Source organism: Draconibacterium sediminis (assembly GCF_000949475.1).
Taxonomy (GTDB): Bacteria; Bacteroidota; Bacteroidia; order Bacteroidales; family Prolixibacteraceae; genus Draconibacterium; species Draconibacterium sediminis.
This window is the reverse complement of the sequence record NZ_JRHC01000007.1, coordinates 209,108-228,075: the sequence shown is the minus strand read 5'-3', so window position 1 is coordinate 228,075 and position 18,968 is coordinate 209,108. Positions and strand designations below refer to the sequence as shown.

General features: G+C 42.0%; 16 protein-coding genes. 8 read left to right on the top strand and 8 right to left on the bottom strand.

Translation table 11 applies throughout. From position 1 onward, the window contains the following. Nucleotides 1–8: 8 nt before the first annotated feature. The 6 genes from LH29_RS21640 to pheT form a co-directional block, all read right to left on the bottom strand. Nucleotides 9–1,781: a V-type ATP synthase subunit A gene (locus tag LH29_RS21640; RefSeq protein ID WP_045033408.1), complete on the bottom strand. Its 1,773-nt coding sequence runs from the start codon at nt 1,779–1,781 to the stop codon at nt 9–11. A gap of 6 nt (nt 1,782–1,787) precedes the next feature. Next, complete coding sequence (locus LH29_RS21635) at nt 1,788–2,645, bottom strand: DUF2764 family protein (protein WP_045033407.1); 858 nt, start codon at nt 2,643–2,645, stop codon at nt 1,788–1,790. Nucleotides 2,646–2,746: 101 nt separating this feature from the next. Continuing rightward, nucleotides 2,747–3,373, bottom strand: coding sequence for a hypothetical protein (locus LH29_RS21630; RefSeq protein ID WP_045033406.1), 627 nt, complete (start codon nt 3,371–3,373; stop codon nt 2,747–2,749). Nucleotides 3,374–3,393: 20 nt separating this feature from the next. Next, nucleotides 3,394–4,263, bottom strand: a complete 870-nt coding sequence (locus LH29_RS21625; RefSeq protein WP_045033405.1) for a universal stress protein — start codon at nt 4,261–4,263, stop codon at nt 3,394–3,396. A gap of 165 nt (nt 4,264–4,428) precedes the next feature. Next, nucleotides 4,429–5,331, bottom strand: a complete 903-nt coding sequence (locus LH29_RS21620) for a DMT family transporter (protein ID WP_045033404.1) — start codon at nt 5,329–5,331, stop codon at nt 4,429–4,431. A 73-nt stretch (nt 5,332–5,404) separates the two neighbouring features. Beyond that, nucleotides 5,405–7,855 (bottom strand): phenylalanine--tRNA ligase subunit beta, encoded by a 2,451-nt coding sequence (gene pheT, locus LH29_RS21615; RefSeq protein ID WP_045033403.1) that lies wholly within the window; start codon nt 7,853–7,855, stop codon nt 5,405–5,407. Nucleotides 7,856–8,095: 240 nt separating this feature from the next. On the opposite strand from pheT, the gene LH29_RS21610 reads away from it, so the two are divergent. From LH29_RS21610 to LH29_RS21595, 4 genes are all read left to right on the top strand, one after another. After that, on the top strand, nt 8,096–10,216 hold the full coding sequence (locus tag LH29_RS21610; RefSeq protein WP_045033402.1) for a M3 family metallopeptidase: 2,121 nt from the start codon (nt 8,096–8,098) through the stop codon (nt 10,214–10,216). A 725-nt stretch (nt 10,217–10,941) separates the two neighbouring features. Next, the gene (locus LH29_RS21605) at nt 10,942–11,526 is read left to right on the top strand and encodes an RNA polymerase sigma factor (RefSeq protein WP_052671163.1); all 585 of its coding nucleotides are present in this window, start codon (nt 10,942–10,944) and stop codon (nt 11,524–11,526) included. Next, nucleotides 11,480–12,049: a hypothetical protein gene (locus LH29_RS21600; protein ID WP_157493792.1), complete on the top strand. Its 570-nt coding sequence runs from the start codon at nt 11,480–11,482 to the stop codon at nt 12,047–12,049. Before LH29_RS21605 ends, LH29_RS21600 begins: the two co-directional genes overlap by 47 nt. A 121-nt stretch (nt 12,050–12,170) precedes the next feature. Beyond that, nucleotides 12,171–12,671, top strand: coding sequence for a DUF4252 domain-containing protein (locus LH29_RS21595; protein WP_157493791.1), 501 nt, complete (start codon nt 12,171–12,173; stop codon nt 12,669–12,671). A 121-nt stretch (nt 12,672–12,792) separates the two neighbouring features. Here LH29_RS21595 and LH29_RS21590 read toward each other — a convergent pair whose 3' ends face one another. Then, nucleotides 12,793–13,638 carry a Nif3-like dinuclear metal center hexameric protein gene (locus tag LH29_RS21590; RefSeq protein WP_198152545.1) on the bottom strand — a complete coding sequence of 282 codons (846 nt, stop codon included), beginning with the start codon at nt 13,636–13,638 and terminating at the stop codon, nt 12,793–12,795. A 337-nt stretch (nt 13,639–13,975) separates the two neighbouring features. Between LH29_RS21590 and LH29_RS21585 the strand changes: the two genes are divergently transcribed. The 4 genes from LH29_RS21585 (at nt 13,976) to LH29_RS21570 (ending at nt 16,801) form a co-directional block, all read left to right on the top strand. Next, nucleotides 13,976–14,203 carry a 4Fe-4S dicluster domain-containing protein gene (locus LH29_RS21585; RefSeq protein WP_045033398.1) on the top strand — a complete coding sequence of 76 codons (228 nt, stop codon included), beginning with the start codon at nt 13,976–13,978 and terminating at the stop codon, nt 14,201–14,203. 113 nt (nt 14,204–14,316) lie between these two features. Further along, nucleotides 14,317–15,438 (top strand): 3-methyl-2-oxobutanoate dehydrogenase subunit VorB, encoded by a 1,122-nt coding sequence (locus LH29_RS21580; RefSeq protein ID WP_045033397.1) that lies wholly within the window; start codon nt 14,317–14,319, stop codon nt 15,436–15,438. Nucleotides 15,439–15,451: 13 nt separating this feature from the next. Next, nucleotides 15,452–16,237 (top strand): thiamine pyrophosphate-dependent enzyme, encoded by a 786-nt coding sequence (locus LH29_RS21575; RefSeq protein ID WP_045033445.1) that lies wholly within the window; start codon nt 15,452–15,454, stop codon nt 16,235–16,237. Between the two features lie 12 nt (nt 16,238–16,249). Beyond that, a complete protein-coding gene (locus LH29_RS21570; RefSeq protein ID WP_045033396.1) occupies nt 16,250–16,801 on the top strand; it encodes a 2-oxoacid:acceptor oxidoreductase family protein in 552 nt (183 codons plus the stop codon). A 57-nt stretch (nt 16,802–16,858) separates the two neighbouring features. On the opposite strand, the gene LH29_RS21565 is transcribed toward LH29_RS21570, so the two are convergent. Continuing rightward, entirely contained in the window at nt 16,859–18,943 is a 2,085-nt protein-coding gene (locus LH29_RS21565) for a helix-turn-helix domain-containing protein (RefSeq protein WP_045033395.1), read from the bottom strand. Between the last annotated feature and the right edge of the window lie 25 nt (nt 18,944–18,968).

Below are 18,968 nucleotides of genomic sequence, written 5' to 3'. Positions count from 1 at the left end.
CTTCGCATTTATAGTTGTTCGGTCTCAACAACGGCTTTTTCGTTTATTATTTCTTCTAATTCCTTTTCAAATTTTTTGAATTGTTCCGATTCAAACTCCGAGTAATTCATTTGTTTCAGCACGTTTATTATTTTTTTGAAGTAGGGATTTACCTCCTCAAAATGTTCGAAATTGAACCGGGTGTTATTGATGGTAAGTACTTTTTCGAGCATGTATTGCTGGCGGTTTATGGGCGTTGATGCATCAATCTTGTCAAAAGCATCTTGCTGAAGAATCACAAAATCGATCACCTCCGATTTCCAGAATATTTCGTGGTATTCTATCGGTACGCCATCATCTCCCAGAATATTTATTTGTTCGTAGGTTTCGCGTCCACGCACAAGGCTATTTCGGGCCTGGAGAATATTATCGACCCAGTTTGGTGAAATAGCTTTCGATACATAATCGATATATTCCGGGTATTCGAGGTACTTCGAATAACTTTCCACAGCATCAATAGCGGGATAACGTTTGCTATCGGCCCGGTTTTGCGACAGTGCATAAAAACACCTTGCTGCTTTTTTAGTGGCTTCGGTAACCGGTTCTTTCAGGTTGCCACCGGCGGGCGAGACGGTACCAATAAAAGTTACCGATCCGGTTTCTCCGTTCTTCAGATTTACAAACCCGGCACGCGAGTAAAAGTTGGAGATAATAGCGGGCAAATCCATCGGAAATGCATCGGGGCCGGGAAGCTCTTCCATGCGGTTCGACATTTCGCGCAAAGCTTGTGCCCAGCGCGAAGTGGAATCGGCCAGCAACAATATTTTAAGTCCCATCGATCGGTAATACTCGGCAATTGTCATGGCAGTGTAAACCGATGCTTCGCGGGCTGCTACCGGCATATTCGATGTGTTCGCAATAATGGTTGTGCGCTCCATAAGTTTGCGTCCGGTCCTCGGGTCGTCCAGCTCCGGAAATTCGGCAAATATCTCCACCACTTCGTTGGCGCGCTCGCCGCAGGCGGCTACTACAATCATATCGGCATCGGCTTGTTTCGACAGGGCGTGCTGCAGAACGGTTTTCCCTGTTCCGAACGGGCCGGGAATAAAACCTGTTCCTCCTTCAACAATAGGAGTAAAACTGTCGATTACACGGATTCCGGTTTCGAGAAATTTAGCCGGACGTGGTTTATTCTTGTAGGTTTTTATAGGAACTTTAACCGGCCACTTTTGTATCATTGAAACCGGATGATTGTTGCCTTCCGCGTCTTCCAAAACAGCAATTGTATCCTCAATTTTATAATCGCCCGAAGCTACAATTTTCGTTACCTTAAAATCGCCTTTAGAAGTAAAGGGAACCATAATTTTATGGGCAATCCAGTTTTCGGTAACTTCCCCCAGCCACGATCCGGTTTCCACTTCATCGCCAACTTTTGCAAGTGGTTTAAAACTCCAGTTTTTATCCACCTCCAGCGGGTGGGTGTAATCGCCTTTTTGCAGAAAAACACCTTCCATTTTATCAAGGTCGTGTTGCAGTCCGTCAAAATTCTTCGATAAAATTCCGGGACCAAGAATCGCTTCCAGCATGTGGCCGGTGAATTCTACCGGAGTTCCGGTTTTTAATCCACGTGTACTTTCAAATACCTGTATATAGGCGTTTTCGGAACCAATACGAATCACCTCGGCCATCAATTTTACAGCTTCGTGATCGATATAGCATATCTCGTTTTGCGAAACCGGGCCATTAACTTTAACCACTACCAGGTTTGAAATTATTCCAACTACTTTTCCTGTTGTAGCCATATTGTTTTATTTAGTCAAGCTGAACTCCGCAGGGAATTCATAATTTGTTTTTAACTCGTCAATTAATTTGTGCAGCAGTTTTTTGCCTGTTTCTTTATCCATTTTCATCCACCGCTCAATAAGCAGGAGTTTTATGGTAAATGCCAACACCTTCTCAATGGTAAAAAAGTGAAAGAAGGTATTCTCATCCAGGTATTCCCACTTGATTTTGTCAACTGCTTTTTCCTTTTCAATCCATACCCTATTCGATTCGGCAATCTTAAAAAGTTCTTCGTGGTAGGGAAGCAACTCTTCGAAGTAATCCGCTTTAAGTTTGTTTTCAATTAGTAGTGAATAGACAATACATTCGCCTTCAACTTCCAGTAAATGTATTTCCGGCTCGTAGTTGTATTTTTTACAGTTGAAAGCGGTAAATATATTTTTCAGGTTGAGCTCGAAACGAAACCAATTTTGAAGAAATGAATTTGGGCATTTCAATGCGTACTCGAAAAACAAAGTCGTAAGGATATTTTTATCTTCTAAATCAGCCTGTTTTTTATCCATGCCTTTCATCCAGCATAAAAATGTTTTCATGTATTCCGGAAGCTGAATTTCTTCGTTCTCCGGCGATAACTGAGACTCCAATTCGTGCTTGGTAATGTTGCCGGGGTAGAAGAAAGGTTTGTTTTGCCCGAAAAAAACATTGAGCAGGTTTCGATTGTCGAAAGGTAAAAAGAGGTACTCAACCAACTTAAAGTCGGGTTGACTAAGCTGGTGTTGCAGTTCTTCCCTGAAATCACTGCCGGTAACAGTTGGTTTGTTCTCGTCGAAGAACAAATCGGGAAGCCCGGCAATCAAACAATAATATTCTCTTTTTATCAGCATAACCGAATTTTAAATGGTCTTCAAAAATCATTTAAAGCCCGGTGTAAACAGCTCTTAATTTATGTTTGTATCACAACTCCTGCGATGCCTCTTTTCGGTTTTTACTCTGTTTCAGCGGCATCAAACAGTAACTTTTTTGTTCGGTCTTTAAAGTATTGTTTAAAATAATTTGCAAAGTCTTGTGCGGTGAAACTGATGAGGTAGCTGCCATCCTTTGGGCCAATTCTGAAACCGGATTTTAATTTGGGATCTACTGAAATTTCAATGCCATTGTTCATGGCTTCGGTTGCCCTTTTTTGCAGGAAAGCTGTCAGTTCTTTTTGATCATCGGGTGGAAGAAGCAGGTGGAGATCCATACTTTTACCGGTTTTTGGATTCCACTTTTCAATTAATGTAAGTATGATTTTTTTGATGAAATCGCTGTCGTTAAAGGCTTCATTAACTGGCGGGTTGATTTGGGCAGTGTTGATAAGCCCTGTAATTTGTTGTTTTAACTTGCTTATAAACTGACGTGCTGCCAGTTGCAATTCGGCTTCTGTTCTTTTTTTGTTTTCCGCTGCTTTTTTTTGTGCGTCGCGAATAATCTCATCCTGTTTAAGTTTAGCCGACCGAATAATGTCATCCGCTTTTTCTTTTGCTTCAGCAAGCAACTGGTCGGCATCGTCTTTGGCTTTAACAATGCCTTCGTTATAGATTTTTTGCGTTATTTCTGAAATGCGGTCAGTCATACACTTTGGTTTTGTAAGTTTTATATGGCATCCAAATCGTATTTTTGGGTAACACCGCCAACGGTAAAAACAGGTTTATTACACCCGTGAACAATTGCCGAAACAAATTTTCCAATCTTTTTTCCGGTAAACCTCGATTCCTGGTGCGTACGTATCATTACCATACCGGCGTTAACTTCTTCTATATAATTTAATATTGCGGTGTGTCTCTCTCTGTCATGAACTTTTAAAATCTTCACTTCACATTCAACACCTCGTTGCTCAAGCATCTTTCTAATCTTCTCCGCATTTTTGTAGGCTAAACTTTTTCGTTCCTCAATATCGATGTGCAATGCTGAAACAATGTGGATTTTTGCTTTCAGCCGTTTGGCAAAAAATGTTACCCAATACAATCTTTTTTTGGTGTGCTGCGAAATGTCGATCGGCACAACGATACTTTTGATCTCATTTATCGGATATTCTTTGTTTACTGATAGAACCGGACAGTAAGACTTGCTTACATACCGGCTTACATCAGCCGGTGAAAGGTGTTCGTTGTTGGCATGTTTACTTTTGTCTATCATTACAAAATCGTAACCACCACGTTCCGATTCGGCAATTAGCGTGTTGATGATTTTCCCCCAGCCAATTCTTAAAATTATGTTATCAGGAATATCAGTGCCTAAGCTGTTTTTTACAAAGTCTGTAAACTTTTCCAGGGCCTTCTGGTGGCGAATCTTGTTCCGCTTCGATTTTGGGTTATGAAATATTGCCGGCCCGGTTTTTATTACATCGAGAAGGAAGATGCGCATGTTTAATGCATTTGTAAAAAACAAAGCTTGTTTAAGAATGCTTTCTCCATCTCGGTTTTGAGGGATGTGTGTCAGAATACTATTCGATCTATAGTTCATAGCTATTCCTGTTAAAAGTTGTATCCCAATGCAATAAGTAAAGAGTTGCAACAGCTCGTTTATGTTTTATTATATACGAAAACGGGGGAATTAGTTACAGAAATCAGGTTTGAAACATATGGAATAATGATGTTAAAGCAGGTGTTTAGAATGGCTGAAAAGTACTTAGCGCGATTTATTTTTCCGGGCTACCAGAACGGCACCTAGAAATACCAATGCTGCACCAACAATTGTTATAGCCGAAAACCGCTCGTGTTCTACCCATGAAACATTGAGCTCGGTTAAAATTCCCATGGTAATAAAAGTGATCATCGGGTTTAATATGATGATGATACTTACTTTGTTGGCTTCGGCGTATTTAAGGGCTTTCCCGAGGCAGGTATAGGCAATAAAAGTGTTGGCACCCAAAAACACAAGAAGCAACCACCAGCTCCAGCTTAGTTCGAGTAAGGGACGAAATTCAACAAAAGGAATGTACAACAGCGCAGGAAGTCCGAACAATACGAGGTTGAGGCTGTCGACCGAAAAAGTACGAACCAGCTTTTTTTGCAAAATGGCATAAACCGACCATGCAAGGGCTCCCGATATGGTTAACAGAATTCCGAGTTGGTAAGTATCAGCACTTTCGAAAAATGCCTGCAGCTGGTCGCGGTAGAAAAATGAGAACCCTAACAGCGCTATTGAAAAACCGATAATCTGGTTGCGGAGCAGCTTTTCTTTAAATATGAGAAAGCCTGCAATGGCTAGAATAAGCGGTCCGGTTTGTATAAAAAGTTGCGCATTGCTGGGGGTTGTGTGGTGGATACCCAGCATGTAACCCATGTAGTTCCACGACAGGGCCAGCGCGGCCAGTATTAGCAGAACGGGCGGTTTTATCAGAATTCTGAACGATGCCGGAGATTTAAAAGACTGCCAGCCGGAGAGCATAATAAATGCTACTACAAAACGTATCCAAACCACAGTAACCGGGGCGACCTCGCGTACGGCAACTTTTAAGGCGATGGCTAAAAAGCCCCAAAAGAAAGCAGTTATTGCTGCGTATATGATTCCTTTTGTGTGGTTTTGCATACGATGTAGTTGCTTTAAACAAACATCCCGGAAATAAATCCGGGATGCAAGTTAGTTTATATGTGGTAATCTTTTAGCGTAATTCAGCACCAAAATCCCGTTCAAAAGCCATAATCAGCTTTTGCATCGTTTTGTCGATTTGTTTGTCTTTTAGCGTTTTGCTATCGTCGCGAAGAATGAAACTAACAGCATACGATTTTTTACCATCGGGCACGCCTTTGCCTTCGTAAACGTCAAACAGGTCCACTTCGCGTAATAGCTGGCGTTCCATTTTAAAGGCCGTTTCTTTTAGCTGGCTAAACTTCACCGATTTGTCGAGCAGCAAAGCCAGATCGCGACGAACAGCCGGGAATTTTGGCAACTCGCTAAACAGCACTTTATGTTGTTTGTGTGCTTTAAATACATTGTCCCAATTGAAATCGGCGTAATAAACCGGGTTTTCAACCTCGAATTTCTTCAGCCATTTTCCGGCAACAATACCCAATTTAAGTACAACTTTGTTGTTGTAAGTGTAAGCCAGTGCTTCGCTGTATAATTCATCTTCACAATCGTCAACCTGGATATTGTCAGCAGATAAACCAAGGCGTTTCAGAATGTTTTCAGCGTATGATTTTAATCCGTAGAACGATGCAGCTTCTTCTTTCATCGTCCAGCTTTCAGCCTCTTTATTTCCGCTTATGAAAAGTCCAAGGTGATTTTCTTCCCAATAATTATTGGCCGGCTGGTCTTTTAACTGCGTTCCTTTGTAAAAGTAAGTGTTCCCGAATTCGTATATCTTCAGGTTTTTATTCTGGCGGTTGGCGTTGTATGCAATACATTCAAGCCCGCCGAATAACAGGGTTTGGCGCATTCCGTTTAAGTCGGCACTCAACGGATTCAGCATTTTTACCGATTGCTCGTCTTTGTACTGTTCCAATCCTTCGTAGTAGCTCGATTTTGTTAACGAGTTCGACCAGATTTCGTTAAAACCCTGTGAAGTCAGCATTTCTGCAACCAGGTTTTTAACGCTGTCAGGATTTGGTTTGTCGGCAGTTTGCAACGACGATTTTACCTGTGTAGGAATTTCAATGTTATTGTATCCGTAGATTCTCAGAATCTCTTCAATTACATCGGCTTCGCGTTTTACATCAACACGGTAAGCCGGCACAAGCAATTCCAAACCGGTTTCGTTCTCGCTTTCAATTTTAATTTCCAGCGATTCCAAAATGCTTTTTACAACATCAGCCCCCAGATCTTTACCGATTAAACGTGTGATGTTTGCGTACGAAACACTCACTTTAAAATCTTCAATCGGTGTAGGGTAAATATCAATAATGTCAGAAGAAATAGTTCCTCCGGCAATTTCTTTAATCAGCAAAGCGGCACGTTTAAGTGCATAAACTTGTCCGTTAGGATCAACACCGCGCTCGAAACGGAAGGATGCATCAGTATTCAAACCATGACGACGGGCAGTTTTACGAATATAAACCGGATCGAAATAAGCACTTTCCAAAAACACGTTTTTGCTTGTTTCTTTTATGCCCGATTTCATTCCTCCGAAAACGCCACCTATACACATAGCTTCTTCTGCGTTGCAAATCATCAGGTCGTTTTCGTCCAGTTCGCGTTCCACTTCATCAAGCGTAGTGAATTTTGTTTTTGCAGGCAAGGTTTTTACAATCACTTTTCCGCCGGTAATTTCGTCGGCATCAAAAGCATGCAGCGGCTGGGCAGTTTCAAATAACACGTAATTGGTAATGTCAACCACGTTGTTAATCGGTGTCAGACCAATCATTTTTAAACGGTTTTGTAACCATTCCGGCGACTCTTTCACTTCGATGCCTGAAATAGTTACCGCAGCGTAACGCGGGCAAGCCTCCGTATTTTCTACCTCCACGGGAATAACCAAATCGTTGTTGTCAACTTTAAAATCGTCAACCGATGGTTTTGTATATTCAATATCCTGTGTTTTTTTCAGAAAAGCGGCCAAATCGCGGGCTACTCCAATTAGCGAAGCTCCGTCGATACGGTTGGGTGTAAGATCGATTTCGATTACCCAATCTGACTCCACGTTGAAAAAATCTTTTGCCGGTGTTCCCACTTTGGCGTGCGGATCGAGTACCATAATTCCGTCGTGACTTTGTCCCAAACCAATTTCATCTTCGGCACAAATCATTCCCATCGACACTTCGCCACGGATCTTTGATTTTTTAATTTTAAATTCCTGGTCACCATCATAAAGCGTAGTTCCAACAGTAGCTACAACAACCTTTTGTCCGGCGGCTACGTTTGGTGCACCGCAAACAATTGGCAACACTTCGTCGGTGCCAACATTTACAGTTGTTTTGCTTAAATGATCTGAATTAGGGTGTTGCTCGCAGGTAATAACTTCGCCAATTACCAATCCGGCCAAACCTCCTTTTACGGTTTCAACCTCTTCCAAACCGCCAACTTCCAAACCGGTTTGCGTTAAAATGTCGCAAATCTCTTCGGGCGATTGTTCCAGTTTAATGTAATCTTTTAACCAGGAATATGAAATTTTCATCTTATAATGATTTTTCTGTCAATTTTTTTTTTGAATCGCACAAAAGTACTGATTTTTATAACATATACATAAGCAGCTTTCTGCTAATCACAAAGAATTAAAACTTGAAGTAGTGTTCTTCCCAAAAATCAGACAAAAGCGATCCTAATCAGTTGAAAAACTTGAATTCTGTCATTTAGTAATGGTGTGAAAAGTATTATCTTGCGCAGCTAAATTTGAATTATCATAAATATTTGGGAAATGAAAAAACTGCTATTTTTTGTTTTTATCCTGGGTTTGGTGGTCACATCGTGCCAAACACAGCAAAAGGAAAGTACAAATAACATGGAGAATCCGTTTTTTAAGGAATGGAACACACCATTTGGTGTTCCGCCGTTTGATCAGATTGAAAACGAACATTTTCGCCCTGCTTTTGCAGAGGGAATGCGTTTGCACAAAGAAGAGATTGATGCAATTGTAAACAATCCGGAAGAGCCAACTTTTGAGAATACAATGGTTGCGCTCGACAAGTCGGGAACGTTTTTAAATCGTGTAAATAATGTGTTCAGTAACTTGAGTGGCGCTGATACTAACGACAGTATTCAGGCCATTGAAAAAGATATTGAGCCGCTATTATCGGCACACTACGACGATATCAACCTGAATGAAGGTTTATTCAAAAAAGTGAAAGCGGTTTACGAGCAACGTGAAAACCTTGATCTGACGACTGAAGAAGCTCGTTTCCTGGAGAAAAAATACAAGTCGTTTGTACGCGGTGGTGCTGAACTTCCGGCAGATAAAAAAGCGCGTATGCGCGAGATCAACGGTGAGTTGGCAACTCTTTCGGTGCAATTTGGCGAAAACGTTTTGAAAGATAACAATGCTTTCAAACTGGTTATTGAAGATGAGGCTGATTTAGAAGGTCTGCCGGCGTCTTCTGTTTCGGCTGCTGCTGCCACAGCAAAAGAAGAAGGACAGGAGGGAAAATGGATTTTCACCATTAGCCGCCCGAGTTTGTACCCGTTTCTTACCTATTCGCCAAACCGCGAATTGCGTGAGAAATTGTACAAAGGTTACATCATGAAAGGCGACAATGGCAATGAGTACGACAATAATAAAATTGTAGCCCGAATTGTTGAATTGCGCAGCGAACGTGCAAAACTGTTTGGTTACAACAACCATGCAGAATACATTCTGGTAGAGAACATGGCAAAAAATCCTGAAAATGTGTACGATATTCTAACGCAGGTTTGGGAAAAGGCTTTGCCGGTAGCCAAACAAGAGGTGGCCGACATGCAGGCTATTGCCGACAAAGAAGGCGCCAATATTAAAATTGAAGGCTGGGACTGGTGGTATTATGCCGAGAAAGTTCGCCAGGATAAATATGCATTGAGCGAAGAAGATGTAAAACCTTATTTTCAGGTTGACAACGTGCAGCAGGGAATTTTTACTTTGGCGAATAAACTTTGGGGAATTACATTCAGCGAAAGAACTGATTTGCCAAAATACCACAAAGACGGAAAAGTATTTGAAGTAAAAGAAGCCGATGGTACACCAATTGGAATTTTTTACACCGATTATTTTGCGCGCCCAAGTAAACGTGGTGGCGCGTGGATGAGCTCTTTCCGCAAACAGGAAATGCGTGACGGCGAAAATGTTCTTCCGGTAATTACAAACGTTTGTAACTTCCCGGCTCCAACTGATGATATTCCGTCGTTGTTGAGCCTGGACCAGGTAATAACAATGTTCCACGAGTTTGGTCATGGTTTGCACGGATTACTTTCTGACTGCGAAACAAGAACATTGTCGGGAACTTCGGTTTCACGCGACTTTGTTGAGCTTCCATCGCAAATTATGGAAAACTGGGCTTTCGAACCTGAAATGTTGGCGTTGTATGCAAAACACTATAAAACAGGTGAAGTAATTCCAGATGAACTGGTAGAGAAAATCAACAATGCCGCCCACTTTAACCAGGGATTTGCAACCATTGAATTTTTGGCTGCCGGATTGTTAGATATGGATTACCATACTTTAAACGAAGTGGATCCGAATATGGATGTTGCGGCTTTCGAGAAAGCGTCGATGGACAAATACGGATTGATTCCGCAAATTGCACCACGTTACCGCAGCACTTACTTCTCGCATATTTTCTCAGGAGGTTATTCTTCTGGTTACTACGCTTATTTGTGGGCTGAAGTATTGGATAAAGATGCTTTCCAGGCCTTTAAAGAAAATGGTTTGTTTGATCAGGCAACTGCTGCTTCGTTCCGCGAAAATGTATTGTCGAAAGGTGGATCAGACGATCCGATGAAACTGTACTTGCAATTCCGTGGGAAAGAACCGGGAATTGAGCCACTGTTGAAAGGCAGAGGGTTATTGTAATAAGTGAAAAGTTTTTTCAAGAGATATAAAGAAAGGTCGCCAGTGGCGGCCTTTTTTTGTTTTTGATCGATCATTCGAAGAGAGCTATTTTTCGTCCGGAACAACCATCAGCGTTGAACGGCTTTCTTCGCCGGACGATTAACACGTTACCTTGTTACCCGGGGCGACGTAATTTTAAGAATTACTTTGCCCCGGGCTAAAGTATAGCGCACTTTCAGCGCTTTTTATTTTGAGCCCCAAAGGGGCGAAAGGCAATAACCCGGTGCGACTGACGGTAGTCAGGAAGCGCCGGGAAAGAGAATGAAATCGATCTCGTCCGGCGAAGAAAGCTGGATAGAGATCGTTCGTAATCCCGGACGAAATCATCGGTTCTGACGATTCAGAATCATTTTTCCGCGCGGCGCAGACCATTCTGAAATATTTTTTTGATGAAACTGTGCAGCGCGAACAAAACTTACAGTCAATGCTAACCAAACCGCGCGGCGCGAGCAATCTTGATAATCTTTTTTGATGAAACCGCGCGGAATGTTCTATCCTGAAGGTTCAGATTCATAAATCCGCACGGCACGAACAATCCTGGCGGTCAGATTTCTTTGCGCCGGCTGGCGAAATGAAATCCAATGATGGATTTTATTGTCAACACCCGTCGTTATCCGTGAAATTCATTTCTTTTCAAAAAAAATAACCAAGCGATGTAATGCAATTGTTGCCCCCGCGTCTTAACTTTGAAAACAAGCAAAAACGAATACAAAACAAAGGAGCACATGGTTGCCAAGGATTTTAAAACAAGTGTACTACCTGTCAGTAATAAGCTGCTTCGCTTTGCAACGCACTTTTTACACGACGAAGATCAGGCACGGGATGTAGTGCAGGATGTGTTCCTGAAATTATGGCAACGAAAGGAAACGCTCGACGAAGTGGAAAACATTGAGGCCTTTGCGATGCGGATGACACGGAACCGCTGCCTTGATGTAATAAGAGCAAACCGAACAGTTCCGATAGATGAAGACACTGACCGAAGATTAAAGGCGAAAACGATAGACGTTCATTCAAAAGTTGAGTTAGGTGAGTCGGCAAAACAGATTAAAATGCTGATAGGGCAACTGCCCGAACTGCAGCAAAATATAATGCATATGCGAGACATTGAACAACTCTCGTACGACGAAATTGAGGAGGCCACCGGACTTCAGCGAAATGCGATAAGGGTAAACCTTTCGAGAGCACGAAAAAAAGTGCGCGATGAATATTTAAAAATGAATAGAAATGATGGAAACACAAGAAATACTACGATTACTGCAACGCTACTTTGATGGCGAAACCACTGAGGCCGAAGAGCAACAACTGAATGTTTATTTTCAGTCGGGGCAGGTGGCCGAAGAGTTGGCAGAGTACACCGAGTTTTTCGGAGGTATATCAGAGTTAGCGGAAAAAGCCAATGATCCGACCATTGAAGACGATGTGATGGATTACATTCTGGAAAACGAGCACCGCGATAAAACGAAATACCTCACGATGTGGAAAACGGTTACCGGAATTGCCGCAACAGTGATCATTGTTTTGGGTGGTTTCCTGTTCTACCAGGAGCAGCAAAAACCTTTCGAGGATACGTTTAAAGATCCGAAAGAAGCTTATGCTTACGCAGCCAAAACACTACAGTTTGTGGGCAGTAAATACAACGAGGGAATGGTGCACTTATCGGAGTTCGAAAAGCTAAGAAAAGGAAATGAACCTGTTAAAAAAGCCACCGAGCCGGTAGTAGAGTTTTACGAAGGAATTGAAAAAATAGAAGCAACAGAAGCTAGTAGCCCGTTGCAGGATATCGACAGCCTGTAATAAGCCAACAGTTTCGACTTAAAAATAAAGAAATAAACATTCAGAAACGATGTAGTTGGCGCGCAGTCTGCAAGTTCTGAGTGGAAACAGAAAAGTACAAACAATTAAAAAAACGAATATCATGAAGAAGTTATTATTGATTTTAGCAGTTGTATTGCCCATGGCAGTATTTGCACAAAAAAGCCCGGTTGACAAGCTCTTTGAAAAATATGCCAACCAAAAGGGAATGACCACCGTAAATATTTCGGGTAAATTACTGGGATTTGCCGCTCAAATTGAAACAGGCGACAAAGACACACAGGAATTATTGTCAGGATTAAACGGAGTTCGAATTTTATCTGTAGAAGATGACGCGTTGAACGAAAAACTCGATTTTTACAAAGAACTGGAAGCTGATGGTTTTTTCAAAAACAACGATTTTGAAGTGTTGATGGAAGTAACCGAAGACGATGAAATTGTTCGTTTCCTGGCACGCGATGCCGGTAATGGTAAAATATCAGATCTGATTCTTGTAGTGGGAGGAGATGACAATGCATTGATCAGCATCAGTGGAATAATCGATCCGCAAAATATTGGCAAGATCACCAAGGCAGTAAATGTTGATGTAGGTGATTTTGAATAAATGAGTTTACCATCAAATCCAACCATATCTGAAAAAAAAATCCGGGGAAAACCCGGATTTTTTTTATGCTTGATTTAACTGTCATACTGAGCGAAGTCGAAGTGTGAGTTCACTTCTAAATTTAAAACGTTACAAAATTCGCCTCATTCTCAATAAAATGAATAGGCACACCCTTTACAAATCCTTTTAGCCATTGTGCACAATAATCCATGCCGGCCTCCTCTGATTTTATATGACCAACAAAAATAACGGCTTTGTTTTTTCCTAAAGTGGTGGCATCATTGGCATAAAGGTAGGTTTCCCATTCGTTGGCTTCACCGGCAACCATAACTTCAACGTCGGGCATATTCAGCATTTGTATCTGGCGCGCGCCACCCGGTGCTCCAACAGCCAGTCCTACTTTGGTAAATTTCATTTCGGGGTTACCGATCACACGTACTGTTTGTAAGCCCAGTTGCTTTTTTAATTCTTGCGCAAAGTCTGCTAATTGTATCTCCGGCATTTTAAATAATGTACCCCGATCATCAACGGCATAGTCTTTCCATCCCAGTTTTTCAATCATTCCGGCATAAATTCCATCTGGTTTAGTCATGTGAATGTGATCATGAAACCGGAATACAACTAACTTGTGGTCTTCAATAAATTGGCGTTTTTCTTTATAAACCGGGTCATTTGCATAAGCTTCGGTATCATCAAGGTGATTGTAGAAAACCGGTTCGTGGGTAATAATAAAGTTGCAATTCATTTCAACCGCTTTTTGCAGGGTTCGCATATCGGCAAACATACATACGGCAATTCCTTTTATTTCGGTGTCCGGATTGCCAGCTTTAAAAACATCAACCGTTTTTTCGGCCCAATCGCAGGTTACATTTTCTTTTATTTGGTTTACCACCGAGCGGGGAGTTGGTTTATTTTGTGCGAATGTGCAAAAAGGAATAAGTATTACGAAAAGCAGAAGTTTTTTCATTGGTTTAATCATTAAATGGTATTGATGATTTCAAAAGTAAATATTTTTTATTTGCCATTGTACCGTATATGTGCTACAGCTGGTGTAAAACATAGATATTGTTCAATATCCGAAATTAGAAAGCAACTATTGTTGCACACATTTTATGTTGTATAAAATAGTTTTGTCAGCAGAGTAGAAACTCAAAATAATTTACGGTGATAAAATTCGAATCTGAAAGAAAAAATCCATTAAAAATTAAGAACTCAAACCACTGGTTATAAAAGTCTGATAAGCTGATTTTTATAGGTTTTTTACGTTGTTCAGATTGTTAATTTTGTTGTAAAATCATTATAAAATGGCAAAAGTAAAAGGAGCAGTTGTTGTTGATAAGGAAGGCTGCAAAGGCTGCAGTCTGTGTGTGGAGGCTTGTCCGCACGATGTATTGGCATTACACAAAGAGGTAAACAGCAAAGGATATCATTATTCGTATATGGAAAATCCTGATGCCTGTATCGGATGCGCCAATTGTGGTGTTGTTTGTCCGGATACCTGCATAACGATTTACCGAGCAAAAGCCAGCTAGAACTTAAGGGCTGAAGAAATGAGGGATTGAAGGAATGATTTAACTCTTGCATCCATCGTTCTTCATCTGGTATCAAGTATCAAAAATCAAGAATCAAAATTAATTACCAAGATATGGGAGAATTAAGATTAATGAAAGGAAACGAGGTGTTGGCCGAGGCCGCCATCCGCTGCGGATGCGACGGTTATTTTGGCTATCCCATAACACCTCAGTCGGAAGTGATGGAAACACTTATGGCACGCCAGCCCTGGAACGAAACAGGAATGACGGTATTACAAGCCGAAAGTGAAGTTGCTTCGATAAACATGGTATACGGAGCTGCGGCTACCGGCAAAAAAATTATGACTTCTTCATCGAGCCCGGGTATTAGCCTGATGGCCGAAGGAATCTCGTACATTGCCGGAGCAGAACTGCCATGTTTAATTGTAAACGTGCAACGAGGTGGCCCCGGACTGGGAACCATTCAACCTTCGCAGGCCGATTATTTTCAGAGTGTAAAAGGTGGTGGTCACGGCGATTATAAAATGATTGTGCTTGCCCCAGCATCGGTTCAGGAAATGAACGATTTTGTTGATCTTGGTTTCGAACTGGCGTTTAAATACCGCAATCCGGCAATGATTTTGGCTGATGGAGCCATTGGCCAGATGATGGAAAAAGTAGAGCTGGCCGACCAAAAGCCACGCTGGACAAAAGAGCAGATTCTGGAAATGAGCAGCGACTGGGCTACGACCGGAAAAACTGCCGACCGCAAAAAGAATATAGTTACGTCACTGGAGATGGATTCCGACAAAATGGAAGAAAACAACCGTCGTTTCCAGGAGAAGTACCGCAAAATGGAAGAGGAAGAAGTACGTTACGAAGCTATTCAGTGCGACGATGCCGAGTTTGTAATTGTCGCATTCGGAACGTCGGCGCGTGTGTGCCAAAAGGCAGTGGAAATTGCCCGGGCAAAGGGCCTGAAGGTTGGTTTGCTTCGCCCGATTACTTTATTCCCGTTCCCTAAAAAAGCCATTCAGGAACTGGCACGCAAAGCCAAAGGATTCCTTTCGGTTGAAATGAGTGCCGGACAAATGGTGGAAGACATTAAACTGTCGGTTTACGAGGCCGGAAGCAATGCCCGTGTTAACCATTTTGGTCGCATGGGAGGAATTATACCTACACCAACAGAGGTAGTTGAAGCACTGGAAGAAAAATTTTCGTGGGAGTTGAGTTATGGAGTTAAACGTAGTTACTAAACCGGAGGAGATTATGGACATTAAAGAAATTATAAAGCCGGAAAATCTGGTTTACCAAAAGTCGGAAGTTCTGAACGACGATATTATGCACTACTGCCCGGGGTGTTCTCATGGTGTGGTTCATAAAATACTTGCCGAATTGATTGAAGAAATGGGCCTTCAGGAAAAAACCATTGGTATTGCACCGGTGGGTTGTGCCGTTTTTGCTTACAATTATATCGATATCGATTGGCAGGAAGCAGCGCACGGTCGTGCACCTGCAGTAGCAACCGGCGTTGCCCGTGTAAATCCTGATAATTTTGTGTTTACCTACCAGGGCGATGGTGACCTTGCATCGATTGGAGCAGCCGAAATAATGCATGCCTGTAACCGTGGCGAAAATATTCTTGTGGTTTTCATCAATAACGGAATTTACGGAATGACCGGTGGACAAATGGCACCAACAACACTGGAAGGAATGGTTACAGCTACTACTCCTTATGGACGTAATGTTGATTTGAATGGTTATCCGATGAAGATTACCAACCTGATCGCTCAGTTGCCCGGAACATCATATGTAACACGCCAGGCGGTGCACACTGCAGCTACGGCTCGAAAATGCAAACGATCGCTGAAAAAAGCCATTCAGAATGTGCTGGATAAAAAAGGAACATCATTTGTTGAGGTGGTTTCAACCTGTAACTCGGGTTGGAAAATGAGCCCGGTGGAAGCCAACAACTGGATGGAGGAGAACATGATTCCTTATTATCCGTTGGGCGATTTGAAAGACAGTGTAAAAGGTGAACATTCGGAAAATTAAAAAATTGAAGCTATGACAGAAGAAATGATAATTGCCGGATTTGGAGGACAAGGTGTACTTTCAATGGGTAAAATTCTTGCTTATTCGGGTATTATGGAAGACAAGGAAGTTACCTGGTTCCCGTCGTACGGACCTGAAATGCGTGGTGGAACAGCCAACGTAACCGTAATTGTTAGCGATACCCGCATTAGTTCGCCTATTTTGCAGGAGTTTGATACTGCCATTATTCTGAATCAGCAGAGTATGGACAAATTCGAAAAAGCGGTGAAACCCGGTGGAACTTTATTGTACGATCCGAATGGAGTGATCAATCCGCCAACACGTACCGACATCAACATCTATAAAGTTGAAGCCACAAAAACGGCTGTTGAAATGGGAAACCCAAAGGTGTTTAATATGATCGTTTTTGGAAGTTACCTGAAAGTGCGACCAATTCTTTCGTTGGATAACGTTGAAAAAGGTCTGGAAAAATCACTTCCGGAACGTTACCACAAATTAATTCCACTAAACCTGGAAGCCATTAAAAAAGGCCAGGAAATTGTTGCTGATGTGCAATTGGTATAGAATAATTGAAGCTAATTATAGAAAGCCCTTCACTGTTTGAGGGGCTTTTTTTATGCGCTACAAAAGCCCTTTATCCTCAAGCGATTCTTTTATGCGTTTGTGGTTTGCGTTAAATTTGTTTTCAATCTCACGGAACACATTTTTATACTGCGGATGTTTCAACAGATTATCCATCAGCGGATCGATTGGGGTAAAAAGAATGGTCCAGTAGTGAAAGTTGTCCTGCTGCGAAAAAGCCTTTAAATAATCGATGGCTTTGTTGTTATCTCCGTTATAAGAGTAGTAAAATGCCAACGACAAGTTGCTGTATATCGACGGATCATTTTCTGCCCATGTTTTGTACTGCTCAAAATATTTATCCGCCAGTTCCTGCTCGCCAACTTTATCAAAGGTTACAGCTATTTTCCCGTTTTCCGATCGGTAAATATCAAGCTGATACAATTCCCGGGCCTCAACAAAGGCTTTGTAATATTTTGCTGCGCTTTCAAAGTCGCGCAGGTAGTAATATGACTTTGCGACTTCCTGCAAAATGTCGAGGCGCGTTTTGTCTTTTTCAAAGGTAGCCAGCAAGCTTTTATTCAGCTGGTGCAGGTCTTCGTCCTGAGCATATTGAATATACGCCTTTACGTATTGCGAGTATAGATTTTCAGGAAGATATTCCAATGATCGTTCAATATTCTTTTCAGCTTCATCAACAAAACCCGATTGAATAAAAGCATTGCTGATGTGCAGGTAACTGTAACTCGCGGCGGATGAATCGTAGGCTGCAACAATATCGATCTCAAGGCCTTTCAAGGCATATTCAAGGTACTTCTCTGTGTTGGGCAGGTAGTTTACATACAATTCAACCAGGAAAATTAGAACCACATCAGAGTTAGGGCTGATCTCCAAAGCTTTTTCAAGATAGGGGAGAGCCAGCTCGTATTCGCTGTGCTCCATATAAAAAAGCGCTTTGGCGGTTAAACTCTGTGGCAATTTCGAGTCGTGGAAAAGTGCCTGGTCGGCATAAAAATTTATGGAGTCGGCAAACTGTTTTTCCGTTTTATTCTGGTCAAGAAGATAGAAAGCAATAGCAATTCCGGCATAGGCACGGGCAAACTCATCATCATGTTTAATGGCTTGTTTGAAATATGGAATTGCTGCCCGAAGGTTTTCTTCGCTTGGTTTTCCAAGTAAATCATATCCTTTCAAAAACAGGTCGTAAGCCACCAAATTATTGGTAGGTGCTTTTTCAATGCGTTTTATTTCTTCCGGGGTAACAATGGCTTCTATTTGTTCTGCAATATTTTTTGCCACATCGGCCTGCAGCGTAAAAATGTCTTCTGTATCACGCCGGTATTGCTGGCTCCACAAATGTTTATCGCTTTCGGCTTCTATCAACTGAATGTTCAACAGTATCTGATTCCCGATTTTTTGTCCGCTGCCTTCAACCAGGTAGGTGGCATTCAGTTCGCGCGCAATTTCGGGTGTCGGTTTTGGATTGTTGCGGTACTGCTCAACCGAAGTGCGGCTAATCACCCTCAGGTCCTGAATTTGTTGGAGGTTATTCAATGTGGCCTCCATCAGGCCGTTAATGATATAAACATTCGTGGTGTCGTTACTATCGTTTAGAAATGGCAATACGGCAATTGATTTCACCTTATTACCAGTGTCGGACCCGGGGCGTAATGCTATGTATAACACCACAGCAATAACCGCAATTGCCAAAAAAGAGATCAATAAAACCGGAATCTTCTTTTGCCGATCGGGGGCCTGTAGCTCCTGCTCCGTTTCTGTTTCCTGGGTTTGCTGTTCTTCTGTTTCTTCGTGCATACTCATTTCGCCGGGAGGGTAACCGTACAGCTCGCGGAAGCATTTTATAAAATACGAGGGACTGCCAAAACCCACCTTATACGAAACTTCCGAAACCGTGTACGATCCTTCCTGAAGCAACTCGGCGGCATATTTTAAACGCACGTTGCGAATAAACTGGCTTGCAGATAGATCGGTTATTTTTTTTATTTTTCGTAACAGGTTCGAGCGACTCATTCCAACCGCATCTGCCAACTCCGAAACACCAAACTGCTCGTTGGAGATGTTCTCCTCAACAAGCTGAGTTATTTGGTTTAGAAAGTTTTTTTCTGCGGTGTTAAGACTAGGCATAGTTGACTGCTTCGGATAAATACGA